The organism is Rufibacter roseolus (genome assembly GCF_017916365.1).
In the GTDB taxonomy this organism is placed as follows: domain Bacteria; phylum Bacteroidota; class Bacteroidia; order Cytophagales; family Hymenobacteraceae; genus Nibribacter; species Nibribacter roseolus.
The window spans coordinates 1-25,713 of sequence record NZ_JAFMSU010000001.1 but is presented as its reverse complement, the minus strand read 5'-3'; the positions used below and the strand labels follow the sequence as shown (position 1 = coordinate 25,713).

Annotated in this window: 24 protein-coding genes and 1 tRNA gene; 13 read left to right on the top strand and 12 right to left on the bottom strand. The window is 51.9% G+C overall.

All coding sequences use genetic code 11. The features are described from left to right. Nucleotides 1–24: 24 nt before the first annotated feature. From J3P35_RS00125 to J3P35_RS00090, 8 genes are all read right to left on the bottom strand, one after another. Complete coding sequence (locus tag J3P35_RS00125) at nucleotides 25–612, bottom strand: porin family protein (protein ID WP_210461925.1); 588 nt, start codon at nucleotides 610–612, stop codon at nucleotides 25–27. 283 nt (nucleotides 613–895) lie between these two features. Further along, complete coding sequence (locus J3P35_RS00120) at nucleotides 896–1,501, bottom strand: porin family protein (RefSeq protein ID WP_210461923.1); 606 nt, start codon at nucleotides 1,499–1,501, stop codon at nucleotides 896–898. Between the two features lie 81 nt (nucleotides 1,502–1,582). After that, a complete protein-coding gene (locus J3P35_RS00115; RefSeq protein ID WP_210461921.1) occupies nucleotides 1,583–2,188 on the bottom strand; it encodes a porin family protein in 606 nt (201 codons plus the stop codon). A gap of 374 nt (nucleotides 2,189–2,562) precedes the next feature. Continuing rightward, a complete protein-coding gene (locus J3P35_RS00110; protein ID WP_210461919.1) occupies nucleotides 2,563–4,101 on the bottom strand; it encodes a YifB family Mg chelatase-like AAA ATPase in 1,539 nt (512 codons plus the stop codon). A 216-nt stretch (nucleotides 4,102–4,317) separates the two neighbouring features. Beyond that, on the bottom strand, nucleotides 4,318–4,902 hold the full coding sequence (lpcA, locus tag J3P35_RS00105) for a D-sedoheptulose 7-phosphate isomerase (protein ID WP_210461918.1): 585 nt from the start codon (nucleotides 4,900–4,902) through the stop codon (nucleotides 4,318–4,320). Nucleotides 4,903–4,905: 3 nt separating this feature from the next. After that, complete coding sequence (locus tag J3P35_RS00100; protein ID WP_210461916.1) at nucleotides 4,906–5,403, bottom strand: hypothetical protein; 498 nt, start codon at nucleotides 5,401–5,403, stop codon at nucleotides 4,906–4,908. 495 nt (nucleotides 5,404–5,898) lie between these two features. Further along, the gene (locus tag J3P35_RS00095) at nucleotides 5,899–7,731 is read right to left on the bottom strand and encodes an ABC transporter ATP-binding protein (RefSeq protein ID WP_210461914.1); all 1,833 of its coding nucleotides are present in this window, start codon (nucleotides 7,729–7,731) and stop codon (nucleotides 5,899–5,901) included. Nucleotides 7,732–8,042: 311 nt separating this feature from the next. Beyond that, the gene (locus J3P35_RS00090) at nucleotides 8,043–9,740 is read right to left on the bottom strand and encodes a hypothetical protein (RefSeq protein WP_210461912.1); all 1,698 of its coding nucleotides are present in this window, start codon (nucleotides 9,738–9,740) and stop codon (nucleotides 8,043–8,045) included. Between the two features lie 214 nt (nucleotides 9,741–9,954). Here J3P35_RS00090 and J3P35_RS00085 point away from each other — a divergent pair, with 214 nt between their 5' ends. The 3 genes from J3P35_RS00085 (at nucleotide 9,955) to J3P35_RS00075 (ending at nucleotide 12,143) form a co-directional block, all read left to right on the top strand. Further along, the gene (locus tag J3P35_RS00085) at nucleotides 9,955–10,917 is read left to right on the top strand and encodes a GNAT family N-acetyltransferase (protein ID WP_210461910.1); all 963 of its coding nucleotides are present in this window, start codon (nucleotides 9,955–9,957) and stop codon (nucleotides 10,915–10,917) included. Further along, nucleotides 10,872–11,525 carry a uracil phosphoribosyltransferase gene (gene upp / locus J3P35_RS00080; RefSeq protein WP_210461908.1) on the top strand — a complete coding sequence of 218 codons (654 nt, stop codon included), beginning with the start codon at nucleotides 10,872–10,874 and terminating at the stop codon, nucleotides 11,523–11,525. The genes J3P35_RS00085 and upp overlap by 46 nt, the downstream gene beginning before the upstream one ends. A 243-nt stretch (nucleotides 11,526–11,768) precedes the next feature. Next, entirely contained in the window at nucleotides 11,769–12,143 is a 375-nt protein-coding gene (locus J3P35_RS00075; RefSeq protein ID WP_246849876.1) for a hypothetical protein, read from the top strand. 202 nt (nucleotides 12,144–12,345) lie between these two features. Here the strand turns inward: J3P35_RS00075 and J3P35_RS00070 are convergent, their stop codons facing one another. Next, on the bottom strand, nucleotides 12,346–13,788 hold the full coding sequence (locus J3P35_RS00070) for a DEAD/DEAH box helicase (protein WP_210461906.1): 1,443 nt from the start codon (nucleotides 13,786–13,788) through the stop codon (nucleotides 12,346–12,348). A 478-nt stretch (nucleotides 13,789–14,266) separates the two neighbouring features. Between J3P35_RS00070 and J3P35_RS00065 the strand changes: the two genes are divergently transcribed. The 3 genes from J3P35_RS00065 (at nucleotide 14,267) to J3P35_RS00055 (ending at nucleotide 16,930) form a co-directional block, all read left to right on the top strand. Continuing rightward, the gene (locus J3P35_RS00065; protein ID WP_210461904.1) at nucleotides 14,267–15,607 is read left to right on the top strand and encodes a dihydroorotase; all 1,341 of its coding nucleotides are present in this window, start codon (nucleotides 14,267–14,269) and stop codon (nucleotides 15,605–15,607) included. An 81-nt stretch (nucleotides 15,608–15,688) separates the two neighbouring features. Continuing rightward, a tRNA-His gene (locus J3P35_RS00060) sits at nucleotides 15,689–15,762 on the top strand. Between the two features lie 247 nt (nucleotides 15,763–16,009). Beyond that, nucleotides 16,010–16,930 carry a PfkB family carbohydrate kinase gene (locus J3P35_RS00055; protein ID WP_210461902.1) on the top strand — a complete coding sequence of 307 codons (921 nt, stop codon included), beginning with the start codon at nucleotides 16,010–16,012 and terminating at the stop codon, nucleotides 16,928–16,930. 109 nt (nucleotides 16,931–17,039) lie between these two features. Here the strand turns inward: J3P35_RS00055 and J3P35_RS00050 are convergent, their stop codons facing one another. Continuing rightward, a complete protein-coding gene (locus J3P35_RS00050) occupies nucleotides 17,040–17,423 on the bottom strand; it encodes an STAS/SEC14 domain-containing protein (protein ID WP_210461900.1) in 384 nt (127 codons plus the stop codon). 164 nt (nucleotides 17,424–17,587) lie between these two features. Between J3P35_RS00050 and J3P35_RS00045 the strand changes: the two genes are divergently transcribed. Together J3P35_RS00045 and J3P35_RS00040 are read left to right on the top strand one after the other, a co-directional pair. Beyond that, on the top strand, nucleotides 17,588–17,902 hold the full coding sequence (locus J3P35_RS00045; protein WP_210461898.1) for a hypothetical protein: 315 nt from the start codon (nucleotides 17,588–17,590) through the stop codon (nucleotides 17,900–17,902). Between the two features lie 67 nt (nucleotides 17,903–17,969). Beyond that, nucleotides 17,970–18,251 (top strand): hypothetical protein, encoded by a 282-nt coding sequence (locus J3P35_RS00040; protein ID WP_210461896.1) that lies wholly within the window; start codon nucleotides 17,970–17,972, stop codon nucleotides 18,249–18,251. Nucleotides 18,252–18,374: 123 nt separating this feature from the next. Here the strand turns inward: J3P35_RS00040 and J3P35_RS00035 are convergent, their stop codons facing one another. Then, a complete protein-coding gene (locus tag J3P35_RS00035; RefSeq protein WP_210461894.1) occupies nucleotides 18,375–19,268 on the bottom strand; it encodes a serine hydrolase in 894 nt (297 codons plus the stop codon). Between the two features lie 108 nt (nucleotides 19,269–19,376). Further along, the gene (locus tag J3P35_RS22145) at nucleotides 19,377–21,128 is read right to left on the bottom strand and encodes a M61 family metallopeptidase (RefSeq protein ID WP_210461892.1); all 1,752 of its coding nucleotides are present in this window, start codon (nucleotides 21,126–21,128) and stop codon (nucleotides 19,377–19,379) included. Nucleotides 21,129–21,523: 395 nt separating this feature from the next. On the opposite strand from J3P35_RS22145, the gene rpmH reads away from it, so the two are divergent. The 5 genes from rpmH (at nucleotide 21,524) to J3P35_RS00005 (ending at nucleotide 25,156) form a co-directional block, all read left to right on the top strand. Continuing rightward, on the top strand, nucleotides 21,524–21,682 hold the full coding sequence (rpmH, locus tag J3P35_RS00025; RefSeq protein ID WP_071885432.1) for a 50S ribosomal protein L34: 159 nt from the start codon (nucleotides 21,524–21,526) through the stop codon (nucleotides 21,680–21,682). A 35-nt stretch (nucleotides 21,683–21,717) separates the two neighbouring features. Continuing rightward, nucleotides 21,718–22,128, top strand: coding sequence for a ribonuclease P protein component (gene rnpA / locus J3P35_RS00020; RefSeq protein ID WP_210461890.1), 411 nt, complete (start codon nucleotides 21,718–21,720; stop codon nucleotides 22,126–22,128). Between the two features lie 33 nt (nucleotides 22,129–22,161). Continuing rightward, a complete protein-coding gene (locus J3P35_RS00015; protein WP_210461888.1) occupies nucleotides 22,162–23,823 on the top strand; it encodes a S41 family peptidase in 1,662 nt (553 codons plus the stop codon). Between the two features lie 111 nt (nucleotides 23,824–23,934). Then, the gene (gene tsaB / locus J3P35_RS00010) at nucleotides 23,935–24,624 is read left to right on the top strand and encodes a tRNA (adenosine(37)-N6)-threonylcarbamoyltransferase complex dimerization subunit type 1 TsaB (RefSeq protein ID WP_210461886.1); all 690 of its coding nucleotides are present in this window, start codon (nucleotides 23,935–23,937) and stop codon (nucleotides 24,622–24,624) included. Nucleotides 24,625–24,631: 7 nt separating this feature from the next. Then, complete coding sequence (locus tag J3P35_RS00005) at nucleotides 24,632–25,156, top strand: DUF2480 family protein (protein WP_210461884.1); 525 nt, start codon at nucleotides 24,632–24,634, stop codon at nucleotides 25,154–25,156. The last annotated feature ends 557 nt before the right edge of the window (nucleotides 25,157–25,713 follow it).

The window sequence follows — 25,713 nt, the reverse complement described above, 5'->3', positions numbered from 1 at the left end:
GCCCTTTAGCTTTGCGAGAACTGGTTACTTTCTTATAAGTATGTAGCTCAATGATAGCTGAACGTTTGAGTTATAGACTTTTGCTTCACTTTTTCTAGGAAGTTTTGAGAGGCCGCCATTGTACCGTAAGCCAATTCCGATGCCAGCGGGCAGTTCATAGCCAAGACCAGCCGCATACCCAATGTCTACCCTTTTGAGTCCGTTCAGTGGCGTAGAGATTTTACTGTCACCCTCCGTTATCTTGAGCCTGGAGGAGATTTTATAGCTTATAGTGGGTCCGCCTTCAAAGAACAAACCAATAGCGTTCACCCGGAATAGGACCGGAATATCAATGTAGTTTACCTGAGCCCTCAGTATGGCATCACCTTCGCCTTCCGTTTTAAAGCCTTTATTAGACAACTGAATCTCCGGGCGGAATGAGGCAAAGGCAGAAAACTTATAATCTAAAAAGGCACCTACGTGGTAGCCTGCTTTGCTTTTGGTTCCGCCTACGTTCGCCCCGGTCCAGTTGCTGAAGTTGGCTCCGCCTACTACCCCAAAGTTGGTGCTTTCCTGGGCTTGAGCAAAGTAAGTAGTAAATAGTGCCGCTATGAATGGTAGTAGTTTTCTCATGGAATGAGGGTTTGATCTTAAAATTTGTATTTAGAGGGAAGAATGCGGCGCTAAATACTAAGATTTAGTTCTTTTTCCTATGTTAGATGCTAGATCAGCCTGCTGTTTTGGAGTGCAATGAGGGTAAGTTATTGAAGAATAGTGCAAAGTACACGAAGAGGTTCTGCTTGGTCATGAGGGTAGAACTTGGGAATAACGTAGTAGAGCCTATATAACCCCAACAAGGGGCAAATAAAAAAGGGACCTCATGTGAGGCCCCTTTTAAAATCATTTGAAGAGAGGATTATCTACCTCCAAACATGTAGCTTAAAGACAACTGGAAGACAGAGTTACGAACTTTGATATCATCATCTTCATTGATGCTGGTGATACCACCCTGGTAGCGCAGCCCAATGCCAAGGCCAGCAGGCATCTGGTAACCTATACCAGCAGCGTACCCGAATTCAAATTTTTTGTAGCCTTCTCCTTCTTCTGTATCCAGGTCAATCTCTTCGCCATCAATTTCCAGCGTGTTTTTATCGTTTACCATGAAACCCAAGGTAGGTCCTAACTCAAAAAACAGGCCGCCGGCATTAATGTGGGCCAGGATTGGAACATCAATGTAGCTAAGTCTTGATTTCAGCGTGACTTCTTCGCCGTCTTCTTCACCTTCAAACTTGAAGCCTTTCAAAGAGTACAGTAATTCTGGCCGGATAGAGACCATTTCAGAGATGCCGTAGTCTGCGAAGAGACCACCATGGAAACCAAAGATATACTCAGCGTCATCCAGGTCATCACCCATAACGTTGGTAAAGTTCCCGCCTGCTTTGATACCCAATTTAATGCCCTCCTGGGCCTGGGCAAAGTAAGTGGTGAACAATGCAGCAATAAAGAATAATAGCTTTTTCATGAAGTTTATGATTTAGGTTAGGTAATTGATGAAGGGAAACGTCCGGCAAGGGAGGTATGCAGGAAAAGATACTTTCTGCGATTATCTCAGTGTGTAACTCACGCCCAATTGGAAGGAAGAATTGAAGGCTTTGGCTTCTCCTGACTTATCTAACTTGCTCAAACCACGGTTATAGCGTAAGCCCAGGCCAAGACCGCTCTGGAACTGGTAGCCAACTCCGGCCGCAATGCCAAGGTCAAATTTGTTGAATTCATCGGTCACGGTTTCGGTTTCTTCATACTCCTCGCCCATGATCTCGCCTTCGTCTCTTGATTTTGCACTTAACAGAAAGGAGAAGGTTGGGCCAGCCTCAATAAAGAAATTACCAGCTTTAAATCTGCCTAGTACCGGAAGGTCAATGTAGTGGGAGGTGAGGTATGATTTATACTCAAAGTCTTCTTCCTCGGCTTCGGCATAGAAGCCTTTTAAAGAGTAAAGGAGCTCAGGTCTGATAGAAAACTGATCTGTAAGACCATAGTCTAAGAAACCGCCCGCATGAAGACCAAGGAGGTTACCTAGATTCTCTGTGTCCTTGCCAACAACACTGCTCACATTAACACCTGCTTTCAAACCTAATTTGATGCCGTCCTGGGCCTGGGCAAAATAGGTAGTGAATAATGCGGCAATCAAAAAAACTACTTTTTTCATGAGTGGATAATAAGGGTTTAGATGTTTTTGAGGTTTAGTAATGGGTAATGCTATTTAGAATAAATATTGGTTTTTGTATATACCAAAAAGTAAGTATAAAGTCTCTGGCCTGAGCTGCTAAAGAATCTTTGAGGGTAGTGAACATATGGGTGAATTTTAAGAGGTTAAGGTTCTTACTTTTTTTGTCACGCACTACCCCACATTCATGCATTTGGGAGAGCAAGGGGCTTTTGCGTTGCCATGCTTCCTCTACTAGACAGCCTTATATTAGATAACCCCTATCCTAAGCGGAAATAAAAATCCTTCTGACAAACTGCTTTGGGAAAGCATAGTCTATCAGGAGGAAAGAGAAAATGTGAGTCTTTGAAGGAGTATTAGCCAGCCCAGCCTTCGCGGTCCAGGCTGCGGTACTGGATGGCTTCAGCCAGGTGCTCTATCTTGATGTCTTCAGAACCGGCCAAATCGGCAATAGTGCGGCTTACTTTTAAAATTCGGTCATAAGCGCGGGCCGAGAGCCCCAGTTTCTCCATGGCAGCTTTCAGGAGCAAGCGGCCGGCCTCGTTGATGCGGCACAGATCTTTTACCATCTGCGGAGGCATCATGGCGTTGGAGTGAATGTCGGGGAAATCCTGGAAACGTTTGGCCTGCCATTGGCGCGCCCGTTCTACCCGCTCGCGTATGTCGGCACTGGTCTCGGTTTTGCGGGTCTCCGTCATCTGATCAAAAGAAACTGGGGTGACCTCCACGTGCAGGTCAATGCGGTCCAGCAAGGGGCCACTTACTTTGTTCAGATAACGCTGCACCACGCCCGGTCCGCAGACACAGTCTTTGCTGGGATCATTGTAGAAGCCACAGGGGCACGGGTTCATACTGGCCACCAGCATAAAATTGGCCGGGAAATCAATGGTAAGGCGAGCCCGCGAGATACTTACCCGCCGTTCTTCCAGGGGCTGGCGCATGACTTCTAACACCGTGCGTTTGAACTCGGGTAACTCATCCAGGAACAGAACCCCGTTATGCGACAGGGAGATTTCGCCGGGCTGTGGATTTCCACCTCCGCCTACCAGTGCCACATCTGAGATGGTATGGTGCGGAGCCCTGAACGGCCGTTGCGCCAGGAGAGAACCCTGTGCGCCCAGTTTACCGGCTACCGAATGGATTTTTGTAGTCTCCAGCGCCTCATGTAGGGTAAGTGGCGGCAGGATGGATGGCAGACGCTTGGCCAGCATGGTTTTACCGGCACCGGGTGGACCAATCATAATCACGTTATGGCCGCCAGCCGCGGCAATCTCCAATGCCCGCTTTATGTTTTCCTGGCCCTGTACATCGGCGAAATCGGCGGTGTACTGGTGCATGGTCATCTGGAAGACGTCGCGGGTATCTACTTTAAGTGGCTCAATGGCCAGATCGCCACGCAGGAAATCAATGGCTTCTTTTAAGTTAGACACGCCAATCACGTCCAGGTTGTTCACAATGGCAGCTTCCTGGGCGTTCTGCTTGGGCAGGATAAATCCTTTGAATCCTTCTTTGCGGGCCTGGATGGCAATGGGCAGCACGCCTTTGATGGGCCGGAGCTCCCCGTCCAGCGCCAGTTCGCCCATGATCACGTACTCTTCCAGATGATCGGTGAGGAGTTGTTCAGAGGCGGCCAGAATACCCAGGGCTATGGGCAGATCGTAGGCCGAGCCTTCTTTGCGCACGTTAGCGGGAGCCATGTTGATGACTACTTTCTGGCGGGGCATCCGGTAGCCATGGTGCTTGAGCGCCGACTCAATCCGCTGTTCGCTTTCTTTGATGGCATTGTCTGGCAAGCCTACCAGAAAATACTTGGTGCCTGGTGAAACGTTAACTTCAATGGTGATGGTGAAGGCATTCACGCCCTGTACGGCGCTTCCGAAGGTCTTTACAAGCATAGATGATTCTAATACAATTTTGGATATTATTTTGAAGCCCAACAGCAAGCGGCTGCAATAAATTCCGTGACAGATAACTAGAAGCAAAGCACTGACCAGATCCCCCTTCAAACCTAAAAGCTAAGAGGAGCCGAGTGTACATGTAAAAGGAATTTTTTAGGCCTGTCTTTAGAAAAGCAGGCGCAAAGCGTACCTGTAAGTAAAGGACCGACTTTATCAGGCCATGTGTTTCTCCAGCAGCAGAATCAGGATGTGGATGACTTTGATGTGGATTTCCTGGATTCTATCGGCGTAGCCGAAATGGGGCACTCTGATCTCTACATCGCTCAACGGAGCCAGTTTGCCGCCATCTTTGCCAGTGAGCGTAACCACAAGGGCACCTTGGGCTTTGGCGGCCTCGGCGGCTTTGAGCACGTTGGCTGAGTTGCCGCTGGTGCTGATGCCCAGCAACACATCGCCGGGTCTTACCAGGGCCTGCACGTAGCGGGAGAAAATGTGGTCATAGCCGTAGTCGTTAGACACGCAGCTCATGTGGCTGGGGTCTGAAATGGAGATGGCGGCCATGGGTGCCCGGTCATCGCGGTAGCGGCCGGTGAGTTCCTCGGCGAAGTGCATGGCGTCACACATGGAACCTCCGTTACCGCAGGAAAGAATCTTGCCTCCGTTCTTCAGGCTGTTGGCCATGAGCTGCGCCGCCGCTTCAATAGAGGAAACGGTGGCGGGCTGGGCCAGAAAATCGGTGAGGACTTGTTGGGCTTGTTGCAGTTCCTGCAGAATGAGGGCAGAAGGAGAGGTATTCATGTACTATACAAAAGGCCGGTGTTCTGCCGGCGGCAGGTTGGGGTTTTCGTCCGGATTTACGGTTGGCGGAATAGGAGCCGGCGTGATAATCAAAGTCTGCTCATCCTCCGCCGAAGTATCCGGGTTGCGGCTAGTTTGCGGCGGCACGTGCTCAGTTCTGGTAGGGGCAGGCTCCGGGATAAGCGGCGCGGCCGAGGTTTTCAGCTGCTGGTCATAGTGTTTCGCTTTCCACTCGGTGTGTTTCGCCTTCAGTTCCGTGTGTTGGCGGCGCTCGCGCTCAAGGCTCCGTTTTAGCGTGGCAATATACACGTTTTCTACCAAGAGTTCTGCCAGCAGCAACACGGCCCCAATCCAAAGCAGGTAGTTGAAGAACTCGGCGTCATGGGCTAAGTCAAATAGCATCACGAACTTAGATACGCTTAGTATGCGCAGCAGAAACAGAAAGGCAATGAGCAAATACGTCATCACCGCGATATTTATAAACTTCTTCAGAGATTCCATAACCGTACAGATTGCGGGTAAACATTAAGAATAATGAATATATACCTGTACGCAAAAGCTGGGAAATAGCTGTAGAAGAAAATGAAAGTGCTGTGTCTCAGGCCTGATTTCCAAAAAACAAGCCTGAAACAACCTGTAGAATGCCGGTTTTTACTGGCTTGTCTTGGCATTGTTTCCTGCCACCCTTTCTAAATTAGGAGGGGAGTTTCTGGCTGCTAACACTAAACCGTCAGCTCCAAAGACCACGTAGCATCTGAAAGGCCTGCGAGCGCCTGTGCCAACTGCCTCTCCTTCCTAAATCCAGAAAATCAGATCCATCCTGAGAATCCTGCTTCTGATAATTAATGCCAATCAGGAGATTGGCTGTACGGCTCTTGCGTAGAGCGCTACGCTAACTCTACGCAAAACGCACGATGCAGAAAAAGCAGAAGCCGTTTCAAGCTTGTTTGTAAGAAAACATGCCCGAAACGGCTTCTGTATAGCAGACGGAACCAGTTATGAGGTGTGCTGCATTTGGGTGAGTTTATGGTAGACGCCGCCGTGCTGCACCAGTTGAGCATGGTTTCCGCGCTCCACAATACGGCCGCCTTGCAGAACAATGATCTCGTCAGCGTGCTGGATGGTGCTGAGGCGGTGCGCGATCACCAGCGAGGTGCGGTTCTTCATGAGGTTGGTCAGGGCTTCCTGCACCAGTTTCTCAGACTCGGTGTCCAGCGCCGAGGTGGCCTCGTCCATGATCAAAATTGGCGGGTTCTTGAGGATGGCGCGGGCAATGCTCAGACGTTGGCGCTGCCCACCCGAGAGTTTGCTGCCCCGGTCGCCAATCACGGTTTGGTAACCATCCGGGCTCTGCATGATAAACTCATGGGCGTTCGCGATCTTGGCGGCGGCTATGACCTCTGCCTCCGTGGCATCGGTTTTGTTGAAGGCGATGTTGTTAAAGATGGTGTCGTTGAAGAGGATGGATTCCTGCGTCACAATGCCCATTTGCTCCCGGATAGAGAACAAGGAGCAATCGCGCAGATCCAGACCGTCAATGGTGATGGCGCCCTCGGTAGGGTCATAGAAACGGGGCAACAAATCGGCCAGCGTTGATTTTCCGCCACCGGACGGACCTACCAGCGCGATGGTCTTGCCTTTAGGAATAGTCAGGTTGATGTTCTGCAGAATGGGATCGTTGGCGTACCGGAAACCTACATTCCTGAACTCGATGGCGCTGGTGAACTCAGGCAGCGTTTTGGAGTCTGGCCGGTCCCGGATCAGAGGCTCAGTATCGATGAGGGCTAGCACGCGCTCGCCGGAAACCAGGCCACGCTGGATGTTGCTGAAGGCGTTGGAAATGGCTTTCACCGGCACCAATACCTGCGAGAACAAAGCCAGGTAGGCAATGAGGTCTTCGCCGCCCAGGTCAGACTCGCCGCGCAAGACCAAAGATCCGCCGTAGAACAGAATGCCTGCCACCGCCGAAACGCCCATGAACTCTGAGAAAGGCGAGGCCAGGCTGCGTTTGTTGTTCATGGAAGTGATGATGCGCGCGTACAGGCTGTTGCTCTGCCGGAACTTGTCCAGCACGTACGGTTGGGCGTTAAACCCTTTGATTACGCGCAGACCGCTCAGCGTCTCGTCAATAATGCCCAGGATAGAACCCAGCGCATCCTGGCCCTGCGACGACTGCCGCTTTAGTTTCTTGGAGATGCTGGAGATGATCAATCCCGAGACCGGAAGCACGAGCAAACTGAAAAACGTGAGCTGTGGCGAGATGTAGAACAGCACCACAAAATACCCGATCAAAAGAAAAGGCTCTCTGAACAGCACGTTCAAGGTACTTACCACCGAGTTCTCCACTTCCTGCACATCGTTGGTGAGCGTTGACATGATGTTGCCCTTGCGCTGGTTGGAGAAAAAACCTAGTTGCAGCTGCGTAAGACGCTCAAACACCTGCATCCTGAGGTTTTTCACCACCCGGGCCCGCACCACGCCCTCAATCCGGAGGCCGATGTAGCGGAACAGGTTGGCTAGCAGTACCGAGATCACCAGCATAAGACAGATGAAGCGCAAGGCCCCAATATTCCCCTCGGTCTGGATGATCTGACCCACATGGTAGTAGAAGAACTTGGTAAACCAGCTGATATTGAATTCAAACGCCGGCACCGCCGCCGGAATGTCATTCATGTTTTTGGCTTGCCCGAACAATACCTTCAGCAAGGGAGCCAGCAACCCGAAGTTCAGAACCCCGAAGATGGTGGCCAATAAGGTGGCCATGGCGTACCACGGAACGTATTGGCTAAACGGCCGCGCAAATTTTAAAATGCGGAAATAAGTTTTCATTCCTGCAAAGGTACGGCTTTGCCGGAATGAAACCGCACCCGGTTCCATTATGCCTTTCGGGCTTGTTTTCTGTAAAAGAGGCAGAAAACGGCATGGGCCACTACTCCTGAAGAATAGCGGCCCATCCTTTTGAATCTCATATAAGGAAAATCCGGAGGGTACCTTGGGTGTTAACTTAGCTCTTTACCCACGTCGTTGTTATGTGTTCTCACCAACAACCCAGGCTGCGGTGGCTGGCGAAAGGGCAACCACAAGGGATTGCCCCTACATTTAGGGCCAAGGTGAATGTCCGAGGCGCAAATCAAATACTCCTAAAACTCATGCGTGCGTTGCGGGATGTTCCACCGGAAAGAGACGGCGGAGAAAGCGTTGTTGCGGTCATAGCGGTTATCCTCAGCATCGGCGCGGCGCACTACCTGGGTTAGATCCAGGAACATGTTGTAGCGCAGTTGGAAGGAAGCCGTGACCTCGCCGTAAACCTGGTCTGTGGTAATGCCGCTGCCAATCTGGTAGCCGTAATCGCCCTGGCGCAGGTTGTAGGATTTAAGCACGTTGCCGCCGTAGTTGTACACAGTGGTGCCGCCCTCGGGGTTTAACGGATCAACGGTTGGCTCCGGGTCCTGTCCGTAGCGCGTGGCGATGGCTTTGGCGGTGAGCGTTAACTTAGGCACCGGCTGATAGCGCACAATGGCCACGGCCTCGGCCAGGTTCGCGCCCATGGGGTGCGCCAAAGGCTGAAGATAGTGCTGGTAGTTCTTGGAAGGGTCTTCGTGCTGATAGGTGAATGGCCGGGCCAGGTTCAGCTCGCCCTGCAAATCCAGGTTAGGCACCCCGAAGGCATCAATGTATTTAGCCCCGCCCTGCAGCGCGAATTTGTTTCCCCACCAGCCGTTGCCTGCGCGCAGCTCACTGATCAGGAATTCATCCAGCACGGCCTGGCCGTAGAGCTGCACCCGGTTGTAGATGTTCCATTTAAAATCAAATCCCAGTAAAGCATTGTCTTCTGAGCCCAGGCCCTGCTCCACGCTGCGGTAGAAAATGATAGGGTTGAGGTACTGCAACTCAAACCGGCCGTGGTCACGGCCAAAGATCACTGACTCAAACACGCCCACGTTAAGGTTAGGCAGGATGTTCATGCTGAGGTGGTGCAGGGTCATGTACTTTTTGTCATACAGCTGATCTGCGAACTTGAAGTCCTGGGTGAGCTCGGCGTAGAGGTTGGTGTACTGCAGTTTCCAGACCTGGGTCTGCAGTTTCAGAAAGAAGTAAGGCGCGGCGTAATCAGACAGGATCATGGAGCGGTAGCCGTTGCCGATGAAATTGCGGTCGTGGCCCAGCATCACGCTGATGTGCTTGGTGGCCGCGTAATTGATGTAGCCACGGGCCGAGAAAAAGTCATAGCCACCGCTTCTCCCGAAGGGTTTCCAGTAGGCTTCGTGCGGTACGATGTTGTCGCGGTTCACACGCTCATTCACGTAATCAGGCAGCTTTACCTGGTTGTCCGCCAGGAAAGTGTAGAAGCCCAGTTTCTGATCAATGGAGCCTTCTATCTGCAAGCCACGGGTGTTGATGTAGCGCAAACCATCGGAATCGGTGTCTTTGCCGACCTGCAGCCCGATCACCGGGTTCACGCGCAGGGAGAACTCTGGACTTTCGTAGTGGTAGAGATCAGTCTTGTTTCTGAAAAACGGGCCTAAAGAGCGCTGGCTTTCGTTTTCGCGGGCAAAGCGGGTATAGTTCCAGTTATCGTTGAGGAGGTAATTGACGTTGTACTCATCGGTGCGGGAACCGGAGTTGTTGGTCTCCTGACGGGCTGCCTCGCCCAACTCGGCTACCCGGGCACGGCCGTAAGGTTTAAAGGAAGTATGCAGGTTCTCGGTGTTTTGCTTGATATGGTAGCGGTCAATTACCCGGTATACATCCGGGTTTAGCGGCACAGTGGCATCCTGCGCCGTGGCTGAACCTGCCAAAAAGAGGAAACCCAATAGCAGACGGTATGTTTTTCTCATATAATGGAATTGTGGATCCCTAAAGATAAGGGAATTTTGAGCGTGTACTCTTCCGAGCCCCCTCAGGTTGCCTGTGCGAGTCTTGGGGAAGAACGCACAAGCACGTGTTTTGAGGCCGGTTCTGCCAAAACAGTCTCAAAACACCTCTATGCAACTATTCCAATCTTCCATGGGGCTCTACGGAGTGCGCTGAAAACAGTATCTTGCCGCTCACATGATCCAGCTGCTGCGCCACCATGAGATTGATTTTGCCCGTTGGGAGACCTGCCTCCAGAACGCCCGGGAGTCTTTGGTGTACCGGCAGGCCTGGTACCTGGAGGTGGTGTGCGTCGGTGAGTGGGACGCCCTGGTAGAAATACAAGCCGGTGCCTACGTATCTGTGTTTCCGCTGCCCGTTAGAAGGTTCTTAGGAAAGAAGAAAGTGTACCAGCCGCTGTTCACGCAACAATTGGGCTTGGTAGTAACATCGGCTAGCCGGCATACCGCGCCAGAAGAATACCTGGCCTTGGCGGCCGATTTGTATGGACAGGTGCAGTACCAACTGCCATGGCCTCAGGAAGCGGCGGTGAACCTGCCGGAGGCCTGGACCTGGCGGCGGAGACCCAACTTTGAACTGAGTTTAGGGGCCGAATACACAGAATTAGGGCAAAACTACGCCAATAACCTCCGCCGGAACCTGAAGAAAGCAGGGCAGGAAGAACTGATATTGCAACCTGCTGACGCTATACAATCCTTGATAGAACTGTTCCAAAGCACCAAAGGCAAGGAGTTGCCTGAACTGCGGCCCCGGCACTACCAAAGGCTGGCTGATCTCTACGCACAAGCCAAACAGCAAGGCGTGGGCCAGGTGTGGGAGGTTCATCGGCAAAATAAGTTGCTGGCGGCGGCGTTCATCCTGAGTACTGAACAGAGAACCACCTTCCTGTTCGGAGCCAGTTCCGCGGAAGGTAGGACCCACAACGCCATGGCCTTTCTGCTGGACCAACTTATTCAGCGGGAAGCCGGTTCTGGGAAGACCTTTGACTTTGAAGGCAGCGAGGTGCCGGGGGTTGCTAAATTTTACGCCGGTTTTGGCGCTCAACCCGCCACGTACGTATCTTTAAGCCTAAAACCTAACCCAGCCGCCTTATCATGGACCCCAAACGTCTTCAGATTCTTAGCCAGACACCTTCGTTAGCCAATCATTTTATCTCTGAGTTGCGCGACGTGACGGTGCAGAAAGACAGTCTGCGGTTCCGCCGGAATCTGGAGCGCCTGGGCGAGGTGATGGCCTACAAAATCTCCGAGACCTTGGGCTACACGGAGCGGACCATCCAGACACCGCTGGCCCAGACGCAGCAGACGCTGCTCACTGAGTTTCCCGTGCTGGCCACGGTGCTACGTGCCGGTTTGCCGTTCCACCAGGGTTTTCTCAACTATTTTGACCATTCTACCAGTGCTTTTGTGGGTGCCTATAGGGTAGAAGGGGGGCGTCAGCTGTCTGTACACTTAGATTACATGGCCACGCCGCACCTGGAAGACAAGATCCTGATTCTGGTAGACCCTATGCTGGCCACCGGAAAATCTCTGGTGCTCACGTATAAGGACATGCTGCGTTTCGGTACGCCCAAGCGGATCATTATTTCTGCCATCATCGCCAGCCCCGAGGGCGTGGCGCACGTGCAGGAACAAATACCAGAGGCAGAATTATGGGTAGGAGCGGTGGATGAGCGCCTGAACGAGCAATCGTATATAGTACCGGGTCTGGGCGATGCCGGTGACCTGGCCTTCGGCTCCAAGAGCTGATAGCCTGAAAAAAATAATTTTTAAACTAAAGATTTATAACTGTGTTGCTTAACTATAGTTGTATCTTTAAATCCCCCTGACCTTTGTTCTTCTTAGGTCTATGTTTCTGCGGATTAGGTAAATAATATTGTTGGGTTCAATGTTTCAAGGTAAGACTGTATGGTTTCTGCAGTTCTAAAATATATTTCTGTCTATCTTCTAAGTTCTGTGAAGTTCTTTGGAGGCCCTTTGGTAGGTTTTACCATGGGAGTGTCTTTCTGGGCTACCCTGGGGCTAACCATCGCCGGCATGATGACCAGCGTTTGTCTGTTCTCACTCATCGGGTCTGCGGTGCATGACCGCTATGTGGCCCGGCAACGAACCAAGAACAAGCCCAAATTCAGCAAAAAGAACCGCCGGATTGTCTCTGTATGGCAGAAGTTTGGGATGTCTGGCATCGCCTTTCTGACCCCAATTCTGTTTACGCCCATTGTGGGCACCGTGCTGGCAACTGTTCTGGGGGTCTCTAAAAGCCGCATCATGCTGCACATGCTCTGGAGCGCCGTTTTCTGGGGTTTTACCGTCACCTTGACCTTGTTTGAACTGAGCCACCTTCCTTTTCTGCAGTTCCTTAAGTAATTGTTGATTGCTGATTGGTAAAAAGGAAAATAGACCGAGTGTAGGCGATTTGAAGTGATTTTTCTTAAAACAGGTATAAAACAGAAGAGCCGCGTGGATAACCATGCGGCTCTTCTGTTTTTAGGTGCTATTTCAAAATTGGCCTCAAAAAGAGATGCCCTCTTTAAAATAGCAGAAATAGCAACTAGCAATCAGCAATCAATTACCGCCGGCCGCTCTTCCGTTTGCTGGCCCCGCCAGATTTAGTTTTTTTCCAACCAGCTTTCTTCAGGTCTCTCACTTTCTCGCCTTTGCCAATGTTCTCCTTTGGTCGGGCTTTTTTCTCGTGGAACGCGCCTTTGAAATCAGGGTCATCGCGCCGGCGCTGGTTGTCCAGTTCTCGGTTAATGACCTGCTGCTCCTCAAACGGCGTCTCGTACACCCGCACTTCCGCAGGGATGGGTGCTTCGGGGATCTTCATTTTGATCAGCTTCTCAATACGGTCAATGTGGTGCATCTCGGCCTCGTTGGCGAAAATGATGGAAGCCCCGGTCTGCTCGGCCCGTCCGGTGCGCCCGATGCGGTGCACGTAGTCCTCATAGATAATGGGCACATCGAAGTTGATCACGTGGCTCACGTCGTTGATGTCAATGCCGCGGGCGGCCACGTCAGTAGCTACCAGGTAGCGCACTTCGCCTTCCCTGAATGCTTCCACGGCGTTGATACGGGTGTTCTGGCCTTTATTGCCGTGTACCACGCGCACACCGCCTTCGCCTTTGCGGTCCAGGAAGGAGCTCACGTTATCGGCGTTGGTTTTGCTGCGGGTGAAGATCATGACGCGGTTGAACGTTTCCTTGTCTTCAAAGAGATGTTCCAGCAGCGCAATCTTGGTGCGGAGGTTGGGTACGCGGTACAGTTTCTGGCTCACGGTCTCTACCGGCGTGGCCTGTGGCGTCACTTCTATTACCATCGGGAATTCCAGGAACTCCTCTGAAAGCGTGTGTACCCGTTCGTGCATGGTAGCGGAGAACAGCAGGTTCTGCCGTTTCCGGGGTATTATTTCCAGAATCTGCCTGATCTGCGGCATAAAGCCCATGTCCATCATCTTGTCGGCCTCATCCAGCACCAGCGTTTTGAGTTCTTTCAGGTGCAGTTCGCCTTTCCGGTAGATGTCCATGAGGCGGCCGGGTGTGGCCACCAAAATATCCAAGCCAGCCTGGATGCGCTCAATCTGGGTTTTAGGGCCCACGCCGCCGTAGATGCCCACAGTGCGCACGTCCAGGTAAGCGCTGAATTTCTGAATGTTCTCCTCTATCTGCATCACCAGTTCGCGGGTGGGGGCCAGGATAAGCGCGCGCGGATGTTTGCCCTGGGCGTATTTCACTTTCATGAGCAGCGGCAGCACGTAAGCGGCCGTTTTGCCCGTACCCGTCTGCGCAATGCCCATCACGTCATGCCCCGCCATGGCCAGGGGAATGGTCTTCACCTGCACCGGCGTAGGTTTCTGGAAGCCCAGCTCCGCTATGGCGTTGAGCAACTGTTTGTTCAGCTTGAAATCCTCAAAACTAGGTTGCTCCTCTTCTTCCTGTGCGTTATCTGGGGTCTCTTCTGGGGCTATAGGCTCGTCCTGCTCGGGGGCAAGATTATCGTTTTCTTCTTCTATCATCGGTGCAAAGGTACGGGTTCTGTTTTAGATTACGTTTTCAAGCCGATTTTGGGGAAACAGGCAGGGAACGAAATGGTGGTGAGACGCTCGCAGGTCCTCCGGACGCTACGAGGTCTGGAGGACCTGCGAACCTCTCGCTGGCGCGAGCCTCCGGCTCATGCCTTCTTTTGCTGATGAGCGCTGATTCTCAAACGTAGGGACCAGGAACGCGTGCGGACACGAGCCAGAGGCCCGCGCCAGCGATGGTAAAACAGGATTCCCCTCTTGGGAGGGGCAGGTTCAACTGCGTTTCTGACCTCTTTCTTCAGAAGACCTAAAAACACATTCCCCACTCAGGACTCAGAACTTAAGACTAATTACTTGACCTCATAACGTCCGGAAGGACCTGCGAGCGTCTATACTTTGCCGTTTTCGCCTTGTTTTTAGAAAATCAGCCTAAAAATACCTGACTTAGAAAAGGTGCCTTTATCTTAGCGCCATGAAGAGCATCCTGATCAAAAACGCCCAGCTGGTGAATGAAGGCCGCATCCAGGCCGCCGATGTGCTGGTAAAAGACGGTTACATCCATACCATCAGGCAGAACCTGAGCGCCTCCGCCGATACCGTAATAGACGCCCGTGGCCAGTACCTGCTGCCCGGCATCATTGACGACCAGGTCCATTTCCGGGACCCCGGCCTCACCTACAAAGCCGATCTGTACTCTGAGCCCAGAGCGGCGGTAGCCGGTGGCGTGACTACCTTCATGGAGATGCCCAACACGGTACCCAACGCCACGACGCAGGAGCTGCTCCAGCAGAAGTATGACACCGCAGCGCAGAAATCTTTAGGCAACTACTCTTTCTTCATGGGCGGCACCAATGATAACCTGGAGGAAATCCTGAAGACCGATCCGCGGAGCGTTTGCGGCATCAAGCTGTTCATGGGCTCCAGCACCGGCAATATGTTGGTGGATAACGTGCACACGCTGGAGGAAATCTTTAAGCAGTCGCCCATGCTTATTGCCACGCACTGCGAGGACGAGGCCACCATCAGGGCCAATATGCAGCAGGCTGTAGAGCAGTACGGAGAGGAGAACATCCCCATGAGTGCGCACCCGGTGATCAGGAGCGTAGAGGCCTGCTATAAATCCTCCAGCATGGCGGTGGAACTAGCCAAGAAGCACAATACGCGGCTGCACATCCTGCACATTTCCACCGAAGAAGAACTGGCCTTGTTCGCTAATGACGTGCCGTTGGAGCAGAAGCGCATCACCGCCGAGGTCTGCGTGCACCATCTTTGGTTTGACGCCGCCCAGTACGAAACCCTGGGTACCCAGATTAAATGCAACCCCGCTATCAAAGAAGCCGGCCACAAAGAGGCCTTGTTCCAGGGATTGCTGGATAATAGGCTGGATATCATCGCGACGGACCACGCGCCGCATACCTGGGAAGAAAAGCAGGCACCTACCTATAAAGGAGCACCCTCGGGCTTGCCGCTGGTACAACATTCTCTGCTGGTGATGCTGGCGTTCTACAAACAAGGCAAGATCTCGCTAGAGCGGGTGGTGGAGAAAATGTGCCACGCTCCGGCCATCTGTTTCCAGGTGGAGAAGCGTGGGTTCATCCGGGAAGGTTATTGGGCCGATCTGGTGCTGGTAGACCTGGAGCAAAGCCAGACAGTAAGCAAAGAGAATACCTTTTATAAGTGCGGCTGGTCGCCGTTGGAAGGACAGACCCTGCCAGGCGTGGTGACGCATACCATCGTGTCTGGTCATCTGGCTTACCAGAACGGACAGTTTGACGAAAGTAAACGTGGTGAAAGAGTGCTGTTTAGCCGCTAGGAAGTAAATTTTTAAAGAAAATTTGCCGCCAAAGCTTGCGTTGAATAGAGAAAGCCCCTACTTTTGCTCTCCAATTACACGGTGGCCGTAGTTCAGCTGGTTAGAGCACCAGATTGTGATTCTGGAAGTCGTGGGTTCGAACCCCATCGGCCACCCAAAAAGCTCCTGATTCGTCAGGGGCTTTTTTCGTTTTAAGGCTGTTTTCCAGAAAGCAGTTGCAAAACAAGAGAGGTCTGGAAAGAATCTTGGCGGCAAACCGTAATAAAGGTAAGTTTGCGCCTTTCTAGCTGGTACGCAAGATCCTTTCAGGATGACAGAAGGGAAGGGTTGTTTAGTTATTCGTGCTACTTGATACCTGATACCTGCTACTTGAAGCAGGTCACACATAAAAGAGAAAAACACATGAGTCTATTAGTCATTGGATCGGTGGCGTTTGATGCGCTGGAAACTCCGTTCGGGAAACGGGACAAGATCATCGGCGGAGCCGGAACCTTCATTTCATTGTCAGCGGCCAACTTTGTGCAGCCGGTGAACCTGGTGTCTGTGGTAGGGGGCGATTTCCTGAAATCAGACATCGAGATGATGCAGAGCAAAGGCATCAACGTGGATGGTCTGCAGATCAAAGAGAATGAGAAATCGTTTTTCTGGTCGGGCCGGTACTTCAATGATATGAACAGTCGTGAGACGCTGGTGACCGAGCTGAACGTGCTGGGCGATTTTGATCCGGTAATCCCCGAGAGCTATCAGGACTGCAAATACCTCATGCTGGGCAATCTGGCCCCGCAGGTACAGCGCCAGGTAATTGAGCGTCTGAACAACCGTCCCAAACTGATTGTGATGGACACCATGAACTTCTGGATGGACATTGCCCTAGATGACCTCGTTCAGACCATTGGCATGGTAGACGTGCTCAGCATTAATGACGAGGAAGCCCGTCAGTTGAGCGGTGAGTACTCTCTGGTGAAAGCCGCCAAGAAGATCATGGGCATGGGGCCTAAATACCTTATCATCAAAAAAGGCGAGCACGGTGCGCTGTTGTTCCACGGGGAAGAGGTTTTCTTTGCGCCGGCCCTGCCGCTGGAGGAAGTGTTTGACCCAACCGGTGCCGGCGATACGTTTGCGGGCGGGTTCATAGGTTACCTGGCTTCTACAGATGATATCAGCTTTGAGAACATGAAACGCGCCGTTATCCACGGCTCGGCGATGGCCTCTTTCTGCGTAGAGCAGTTCGGGACCGAGCGCCTGGTGGACCTGCAACCCGATGAAGTGGTGCAGCGCGTACTGGAGTTTGTGAAACTGGTGAATTTCCAGCCACAGGCCTAAACCGTTTAGGGCTGGTTTACTGAAAACAGGCCTTAAACAGAAACAAAAAAGCGAGGGGCTCTTGATCTGTGTCAATAGCCCCTCGCTTTTTTGTTTCTACAGAAGATGCTTAATGCCCGTTCTTTGACAGAAGCCATCTTTTGGCAGCGTTAATAGAAGTAAAATATTGGATGTCTATCTCGCCCACTAGCACGGCTTGCTTGTTTGTGGCTTCCACGCTCATCTTCCCGAAGAAATCATCTGGGGTGAGAAACGCCATTTGCTTTACGCCTGCCCGTATGGCCCGGGGAAACCAATCGCGGTCTATCCACTCCTGGCTCTCCTTCTGAATAACCCTGGTCTGGCGCGTGTCTACCAGAATCTTGGAGAAACCGCTCTCCTTGATCAACTGGAGGCTGCCCTCGGCAATCTCCTTGAACTCCGGGTGTTTCAGAAATCCGTTATAGGTCGCCACCACTGCCTGCAAGCTAGTGTCTACTTGATTTGTGTTCATCTCTAGTCTCAAAGCCCTCAAAATAACGTCAAGGGTAGAACGTGCAACGCTGTCTAATTCTTGCTGCTGTTTAGGGTAGATTTTGCGAAAATAGGCTTAAAACCGGAGAAAAACTCCGAAATTCCTGCCCAAACTCCATTGGAGTGGCTCTTAGCTGAACAAATATGCAGAAAAAAGAGAGTGCCGCGCTAGCTGTTTTTGTGGGGGCGGTGGTGTTCCTGGCCTTAGAGGTGATGGTTTATTATGGACTGGTTACCTGGTTGGTGCCCACAGACCCCGAGGTAGAGGAGCAGGGCGGCTCTATTGTGCGCAACTGGAATAAGGTTATGACCTTTATTCTCCTCTACATGGGCATAGTGGTGGGAGCGCTGCTGTTGGCCAGTTCGCAGGTGCCCCGCCATTACCGCCGTCACGTGCTCTTCTGGTTTTATCTGTCCTTGCCCACCTTATTAGTGCTCCTGGTCCTAGCTTTTAGCTGATAAAGTGATATACTTTTGCCCAAGCCGCTCGTATAGGAAGGTATTACTTAACCAAACGGAGGATTTTATGAGCAGCAATAAGAAAAATCACAGTGGAGAAAAGGATAACAAGAAGGGCGGGTTTATTGATAACACTGACAAAAATCACCTGACCCCGGATGATCAAACGCCCCAGACCCCTGAGAGTAGCTATATGAGCTCCAAGAGCGGTGGCACTACCATTCAGGATGAGCGTGCGGTGTCCAGAACCGGTAACAACAACCGCGAAGGGGTAAATGCCTCTTACGGCGATGGCGGTGACCGTCCGCGCAGTAACCCAAGCGACAACCAGGTAGACCGCGGTAAATAAGATACACCGCAGATAAAGCAAAAAGGGAGGCCGTTCTTCAAAGAGCAGCCTCCCTTTTTTATGCCTCTGATTCAAGGCTGATGTTGGATCAAGTTTCCCAAACTCAGAACTCCAGACTCAGAACTATCTCACCATGTGCCGGTAAATCATCTCCGAGACGTTGGCCATGGCCTGGATGCCCGCTTTCTCATCTACCAGACCCTTGGAGAGCAGCACCAGCACATACTGGCGGCCATCGGGTAGGAACACAATGCCGGAGTCATGGCGCACGCCAGTAATCCAGCCGGTTTTGTGGGCTACTTTCACGTCCTGGGGCAGTTTGGCCGGAATCACGTCTTTGAATTTCTGGTCCAGCAGCACCTTGATCATCTCCTGTGAAGCCGATGGGCTTACAGTTTTCCCCTGCGCCATCAGCTGGAAGAGCACCATGAGGTCATAGGCAGTAGTGGTGTTGTTCAGGCCCTGACGGTAGGCTTTGGTGTCTTCCACGCCGCGCAGCACCTGCAGGTCTTTGGCGCCCAGCTCACGCATGGTTTGGGTTACCTTCTTCGCATCCAGTTGCTCTATGACGATGTTGGTAGCCAGGTTGCTGCTCTGGATAATCATTTTGTACAGCAACTCAGACAATGGCCGCTTCTGCCCCAGTTGGGTGTAGAGTTCCTGCTCGCTGTCATCTTCCGGCGCAATGCTAAAGGGGCTGCCGTCTACAATGCTCTTGAACTCGTTCTTCACCAGAATAGAATCTGTAATGGCGAATCTGCCCTCGGCGGCTTGCTTGTAAGCTTCAATGAGCACCGGCGTTTTCATGGTGCTGGCCGCGTGGAAACTCTCGTGCTCGTTGATCAGGAGCTCCTCGCCGGTTTTCAGGTCTTTGAACGCCACCGCGAAGGTGCCTTTCTGCTTACCCAGTTCCGCCAGAACTTCTTCTCTTAATCGCAGCATATTCTTTTTCTGTTTCATAGCCGTGCAGCCCAGCGCCAGGAACGCCAGAGTCAGCAGGGAAAGGGAAATGCGCATGGTCTTCTTGTTTTGTCTCTTCAAGGTAAGAAAGCGCCTCCAATTTTCCCGGAGATCTTCCTTAAGCGTTTAGAGCCTGTTTCTTCAAAAGAGCCTCAGAAACGAAATTTATGCCTTGGTTGCCTTTGCTGTATCCCTGAAGTCCTGATTAAGCCAGGCTTTGAAGTTGGCCTGTTGCTGGGCCGTAGCCGATGGGTTCTTTTTCACGCAGTACTGCGGCAGGTACACCGTTCCGTCAGGTTTGAGCTTTACCGTTTTCAGCCTCTTTTGCCGGAACAAGGTAATTTCCAGCTCAGCTTGACCTTTGACCAGATTAGCCAAGTTGCTGTTCTCCACTTTGCGACCATTGATTGCAATCAACTCATCGTCTACGGAAAGCACCTGGGCCGCCGGCGAGTTAGGAACCACGTAGCCAATGACTGAGGCAGAGGGCAAGGCAGCGTTCAACCGGAAACCATACGTGCTTTCGTAAGCCAGTGCAGCCGGTTCTTTTTCCAGCAGACAACCCACGTATTCCAGCGCCGGTGCCAGCCAGGTTTCAAAAGCCGTCGTCCCGAAAACCATTTCCCGAAAGTATTGCTCCAAAGAAACGCCTGCTACTTCCTCAGCCAGGCGCTGGTAATCTTCTTCGGCGTAGCCGATGCCTTGCTTGCCAAACTCCAGCCACATCCGGCGCATGACCTCATCCAGGGAACGGGCGTTTTGGGTGGCTTTTCTTATTTCTAGGTCCAAGACCAGTGCCGCAATGCAGCCTTTGTGGTAGATGCTCACCTTGCGGTCGGGGATGCCGGGTTTGTAGCCGTCCAGCCAGGTGTCAAAAGAGGAATCAGCAACGGAGAGGTTCTGTTCGCCCTGGTCCACGGTGTGGCGCTTGAGTACGGTGTTCAGTTCCTGGAAGTACTGCTCTGAGGTAAACACGCCGCTTCGGGCCAGCAGGTAATCGCCGTAATAAGTGGTGACGCCCTCGGCCACGTAGCCCGTCCGGAAGTAGTTTTCGCGGGTGAAATCATAGGGCAGCATCTCCTTGGGCCGGATTTGCTTGATGTTCCACGTGTGGAAAAGCTCGTGGCAGCTCACGCCCAAGAGTTCTTTATAGAGTGCCGGTGTCATCAGCTGCTCCGATGGCCCCAGCGTGATCACCGTGGAATTGAGGTGCTCCACCCCATGGTAATGCTGGAAAGGCAGAATAATGTTGAGGAAGTGGTAATCCTTGACCGGGAAACTCCCGAAAAGGTCCAGTTGCTCTTTGGTAAACGCCTGAAAGTGCGGCAGAATTTGTTTCCATTCTGGTGTGCAATCGCCCTGGAACCACACGTGGAACAGAATACCACCTTCTTCATAGACCTGGTGCTGCAGCGTGGCGCTGGAGATGAACGGAGAATCTACCAAATGATCAAAGTTCTGGGCCTGTAGCGTGCGGGGGGCTGAAACCGAGAGTCCGCAGGCAATCTGCCAATCATCGGGGATCTCTAGGGTTAAAGTGCAGGGTTCTTGTTCCTGACCCAGGGCGGTGAGCAGGCAGTTGACGGGGTTCACGTACAGGAAATCTTGCGCAAGCCAGGAGCCCCCGGCGTCCATCTGGCGGGCGAAGAAATTGTAGCGCACTTCCAGGGTCTGGTGTCCTTGCGTTTCTACCCGCCAGCGGTCTTTGGTCTCCTTTCGGAAGGGCAGGGGGGAACCATCTGGGGCCAGAACTTCAAAGGCCTGCAGCTTCTGCGCGAAATTCTGCAGTTCATACCGGCCGGGCCGCCAGGCGGGCAGCTGCAGGTAAACTTCTGGCGTGGCGATGTTCTCAATAGACGTCCGGATCTGCAGAAAACCGGAGAGCGGGTTCTGGGAGGAGAGGTGGTAGTGCGGCACTGCGTATGGTTCTTATGTTGATTTCTTCTTGGTAACGAAGGTAGAGCGTTTTCGGCCTCATTTCAGCAAAACAAGCCAAAAAGGATGTACGCAAAAGCAGCTTGCTGTGATGGAGGGAATTGTTTGCGGGGAGGAACGGTTCGGCTATCTTTGTGGTCCAGAGCGCCGGCTGGTGCTATTTGGAGCTGGCGTTTACGGGTTTACCTGGCTTGTGGGCTTTAAGGCTGATTTCTGAAAATAGGCCTAAAAACGGCTTTTCTGGGGTTTGTTGGTGCAGCAAGGCTTTCAGAAGAGGCGGGTAACGTACAATTAATCAAATTAAAATGGGCAAAGGGGTTGATTTATCAGAATTGGTTTCCTAATTTTGCATCCCTTAATAAAATGTTTAGTGTAAGATGAAAAGAACATTCCAACCTTCGCAACGCAAAAGAAGAAATAAGCATGGTTTCCGCTCTAGAATGGAGACTGCAAATGGTAGAAGAGTATTGGCTAGCAGAAGAGCTAAAGGCCGTCATAAACTGACCGTTTCTGACGAAAGAAGACATAAAGCCTAATTTTTCTGAGTAGCTCGCTGCAAGGCGCCTTGCGAATGGGTACCTTCACTGAACATTCTGCAGAAGAGCAACCGCTTTCTTATAGATTTCCCAAAGAAGAACGTTTACGGAGCAAAAAGCTGATTGAACAGCTTTTCCGTGAGGGTTCTTCTTTTAATTCCTACCCGCTCCGTTTCGTGGCGCTGCAGGTGCCCGGACCCACTGAACTTCCCGTTCAGGTGCTGGTGTCGGTTTCAAAGCGGAGTTTCAAAAAAGCTGTAGACCGTAACCGTATCAAGCGGCAAATGCGGGAAGCTTACCGGCTGCACAAACACGTCTTTTCCAGCGCAAAATCTGAGGGCGGTACCTGGTGCATCGGCATCCTTTATATAGGTAAAGAAAAAAGTCCTTTCAATGTTATCAGCAAAAAACTAAATTCAGGACTGGAACGTTTGCTTAATAAATAGTCTTCCTTTTTTCCTGTTTTCATCTCTGCTGATATGTTGAAGAAAACTTTTGCCGGCCTTCTGGTGGCGGGCGCTGCGTATGGCCTTTTTGCCTTCAAGGGCGAAGGTTCTGAACGCTATTTCGATATCGCTAAAAACCTGGACATCTTTGCCACGCTCTTCAAGGAGGTGAACACCTACTACGTAGACGAGGTGGCGCCCTCCAAACTGGTGCGTACTGGCATTGATGCCATGCTCAAATCGCTGGACCCTTACACCAACTATATCCCGGAAGACGATATAGAGGATTTTCGTACCATGACCACCGGGCAGTACGGTGGCATAGGCGCCTTAGTGGGTAAGCGCGACGGCCGCATTATTGTCTCCCTGCCGCACGAGGGATCTCCGGCCCAGAAAGCCGGTCTCATCATTGGCGATGAGATCCTGAAGATTGACGGCATTGACCTTTCCAAGAAAAACGACAACGAGGTAAGCAAACTGCTCAAAGGGCAGGCGGGCACCACTGTGAAGCTGGAGATCAAACGCTTTGGCGTAGAGAAGCCCATGCTGGTAGATCTTACCCGTGCCAACATCCAGATCAACAACGTGCCTTACTACGGCATGGTCACTCCTGAGATCGGGTACCTGCAACTTTCGGGCTTTACCGTAGACGCGGGCCGCGAGGTCCACAACGCCGTTGTGAAACTGAAGGAGCAAGGCGCCAAGAAAGTGATCCTGGACCTGCGCGATAACCCAGGCGGCTTGCTGAACGAATCGGTGAACATCTCTAACCTGTTCCTGCCGCGCGGCAAAGACATTGTGAGCACCAAAAGCAAAGTGGCCGACTGGAACAAAATGTACAAAGCCCTGGATGAGCCGCTGGATGTGCAGATGCCGTTGGTAGTGCTGACCAGCAGCAACAGCGCCTCGGCCGCCGAGATTGTGGCCGGTGCCCTGCAGGACTATGACCGCGCAGTGTTGGTAGGCGAAAGAACCTTCGGGAAAGGGTTGGTGCAGATGACGCGTCCGCTTTCCTATAACTCCCAATTGAAAGTAACCACTGCCAAATACTACATCCCTAGTGGTCGCTGTATCCAGGCCATTGACTACGCCCATCGCGCCGCCGATGGCTCGCTGCACAAGACCCCGGATTCCTTGCGGGTGGCGTTCAAAACAGCCAGTGGCCGCGTAGTGTATGACGGTGGCGGCATCAGCCCAGATGTGGAGGTGAAAGAGCAGCCCGTGCCGGATATCATCCGTAAGCTAGTTTCCAAAAACTACATCTTTGATTATGCTACTCGCTTCAGAGCCGCTAACCCAACCATTGCCTCAGCTAAAGACTTCCGGCTGTCAGATGCTGAGTACCAGAAATTCGTGACCTTCCTGAACGGAAAGGACATCTCCTATTCCACCGATGTGGAGAAAGCCCTGGACGACATGATCAAGAAAGCCAAGGAAGACAAACACTATGACGAAGTGAAAGGCGATATTGAGCAGATCAGGAAAAAGGTGGCCGCCAATAAAGGCAATGACCTGATGCGCTTCAAGCCCGAAATTGTAGAGTTGCTGGAGCAGGAGATCGTATCCCGCTATTACCTGCAGAAAGGTTTGGTAGAAGCCACCTTTAACGACGACAAAAACATTGTGGCCGCCGTTGAGGTGCTCAACAACCCGACTAAGTATCAGAGCTTACTCTCTACCAGCACCAAGAAATAGAGATTACACTATATTATATAGTATAATAAGGGCAACCGGAGCACGGTTGCCCTTATGTTTTAGAATAGCGTAGCTTTGCAGAATAATTGCTGTTAAGCCTTTTATCAATCCATGGCGTACCTCTTATCCTTAGAAACCTCCACCACTGTTTGTTCTGTGGCCCTGCACCAAGACCGGCAACTACTGTCTTACGCAGAACTGCAGATGGAGAAATCCCATTCTTCTCACATTACCGTGATGGTGCAGCAAGTGCTGGAATATGTCGGAGTGCGCCTGGAGCAGTTGGCGGCAGTGGCCGTATCGGGTGGGCCTGGTTCCTATACCGGCTTGCGCATCGGGTCAGGTACGGCCAAAGGTCTGTGCTTTTCCCTGGACAAGCCTTTAATCTCGGTGAGCACCTTGGAGGCCATGGCCCAGCAGATCATCTCCGTGACACCGGCTCCGGAGCGTTACCTGTTCTGCCCCATGATTGACGCCCGCCGTGCTGAGGTCTACACTTGCCTCTTATCTCATGACTTGGAATTGCAGTTGCCGGTAGAGCCCCTCATTTTAGAGGCATCGAGCTTTGCCGCAGAATTAGGAAAACAGCCCATAATCTTCTTCGGAAGTGGAGCGGCCAAAGCCAAAGAACTTCTGGCACCCCACCCGAACGCTTTTTACCTGGAGAATGTTAAACCTACAGCCAAAGCTATTGGTGAGTTGGCCTTTGCCAAACTGCGGGCAGCGCAATTTGAAGATGTGGCCTATTATGAGCCATTCTATTTAAAAGAAGTATATATCACAAAACCCTCAGGGAAATAAAGGAAAGATGGAAGAGTTTGTAAACCGAGTGGCCAACAGTGGCCTCGTCACTTTAAACCTGGAAGAATACCTGCACCCTGGTGAGCGCGTGGTCTATGATATAAAGGACAACCTGTTCATGGGGCTTATGCTACGCGAAAAGGATTTTCGTGCCTTTGTGAAAGATAATGACTGGTCTCAGTACACCGGCAAGAGCGTGGCCATCATCTGCTCCACTGATGCCATTGTTCCCACCTGGGCTTATATGCTGCTGGCAAGTAAGCTGCAGCCCTATGTAAACAGATATGTGTTCGGTGACTTGGATTCCCTGGAGCAGGCTTTGCTCCAGGATGCCATTGCCAAAATAAACGCTGATGATTACCAGGATGCCAAGGTAGTAATTAAAGGCTGTGGGCAGATTCCGGTACCTACCTTTGCCTATGTAGAGATCATGCAGAAGTTGTTGCCAGTAGTAAGCAGCATTATGTACGGAGAACCATGCTCTACTGTGCCTATCTACAAGAAGCCAAAGGACAAAGTAGCCACTGCATAAGATTATTGCTGGAGCGGAACTTCTACCCTCCAGCAATAGTTCTTCCCCAGGTTTCAGCTGGGAGCCCTTCTTCGAAGGCAAAAAGAAGAAAAATTCCCCCCCCCCCATCGGGAACTTCCAGGTACCTCATCGTGGTTCTTGCCCAGGGGCCAACCGGGACCTGTCCCGGAGAAGGGCAAAGCAGGAAAAAAACTTTCGCCCCGGAACTCCCTGGCCCTGAGCTGGGTTGCCTCTTAGGCTACGGCGGAGAAGCTACAGACTTAGCCTTCTTCCGAAAAAAGGCCTTGAAACTCCAAAAAGGTTTCCTACCTTTGCAGCCCGCTCAACCGGAGGGGACACAGAACTTAGGGTAGACGCAAAAGGAAAGAAAAAGTTTTCCGCATCTATTGCGGATTAGAAACTTCTCCTTACCTTTGCACTCCCTTCCGAAAAGGAGGCCCGCACTGCCGACAGGGTGAGCGGGAAAAGAAAAAAAACTTTTACTGAGTGCTTGCAAAGCGGAAGGATCTTCTTACCTTTGCACCCCGCTTCGGGACGAAGCCTGCGGGCCTCGAAAC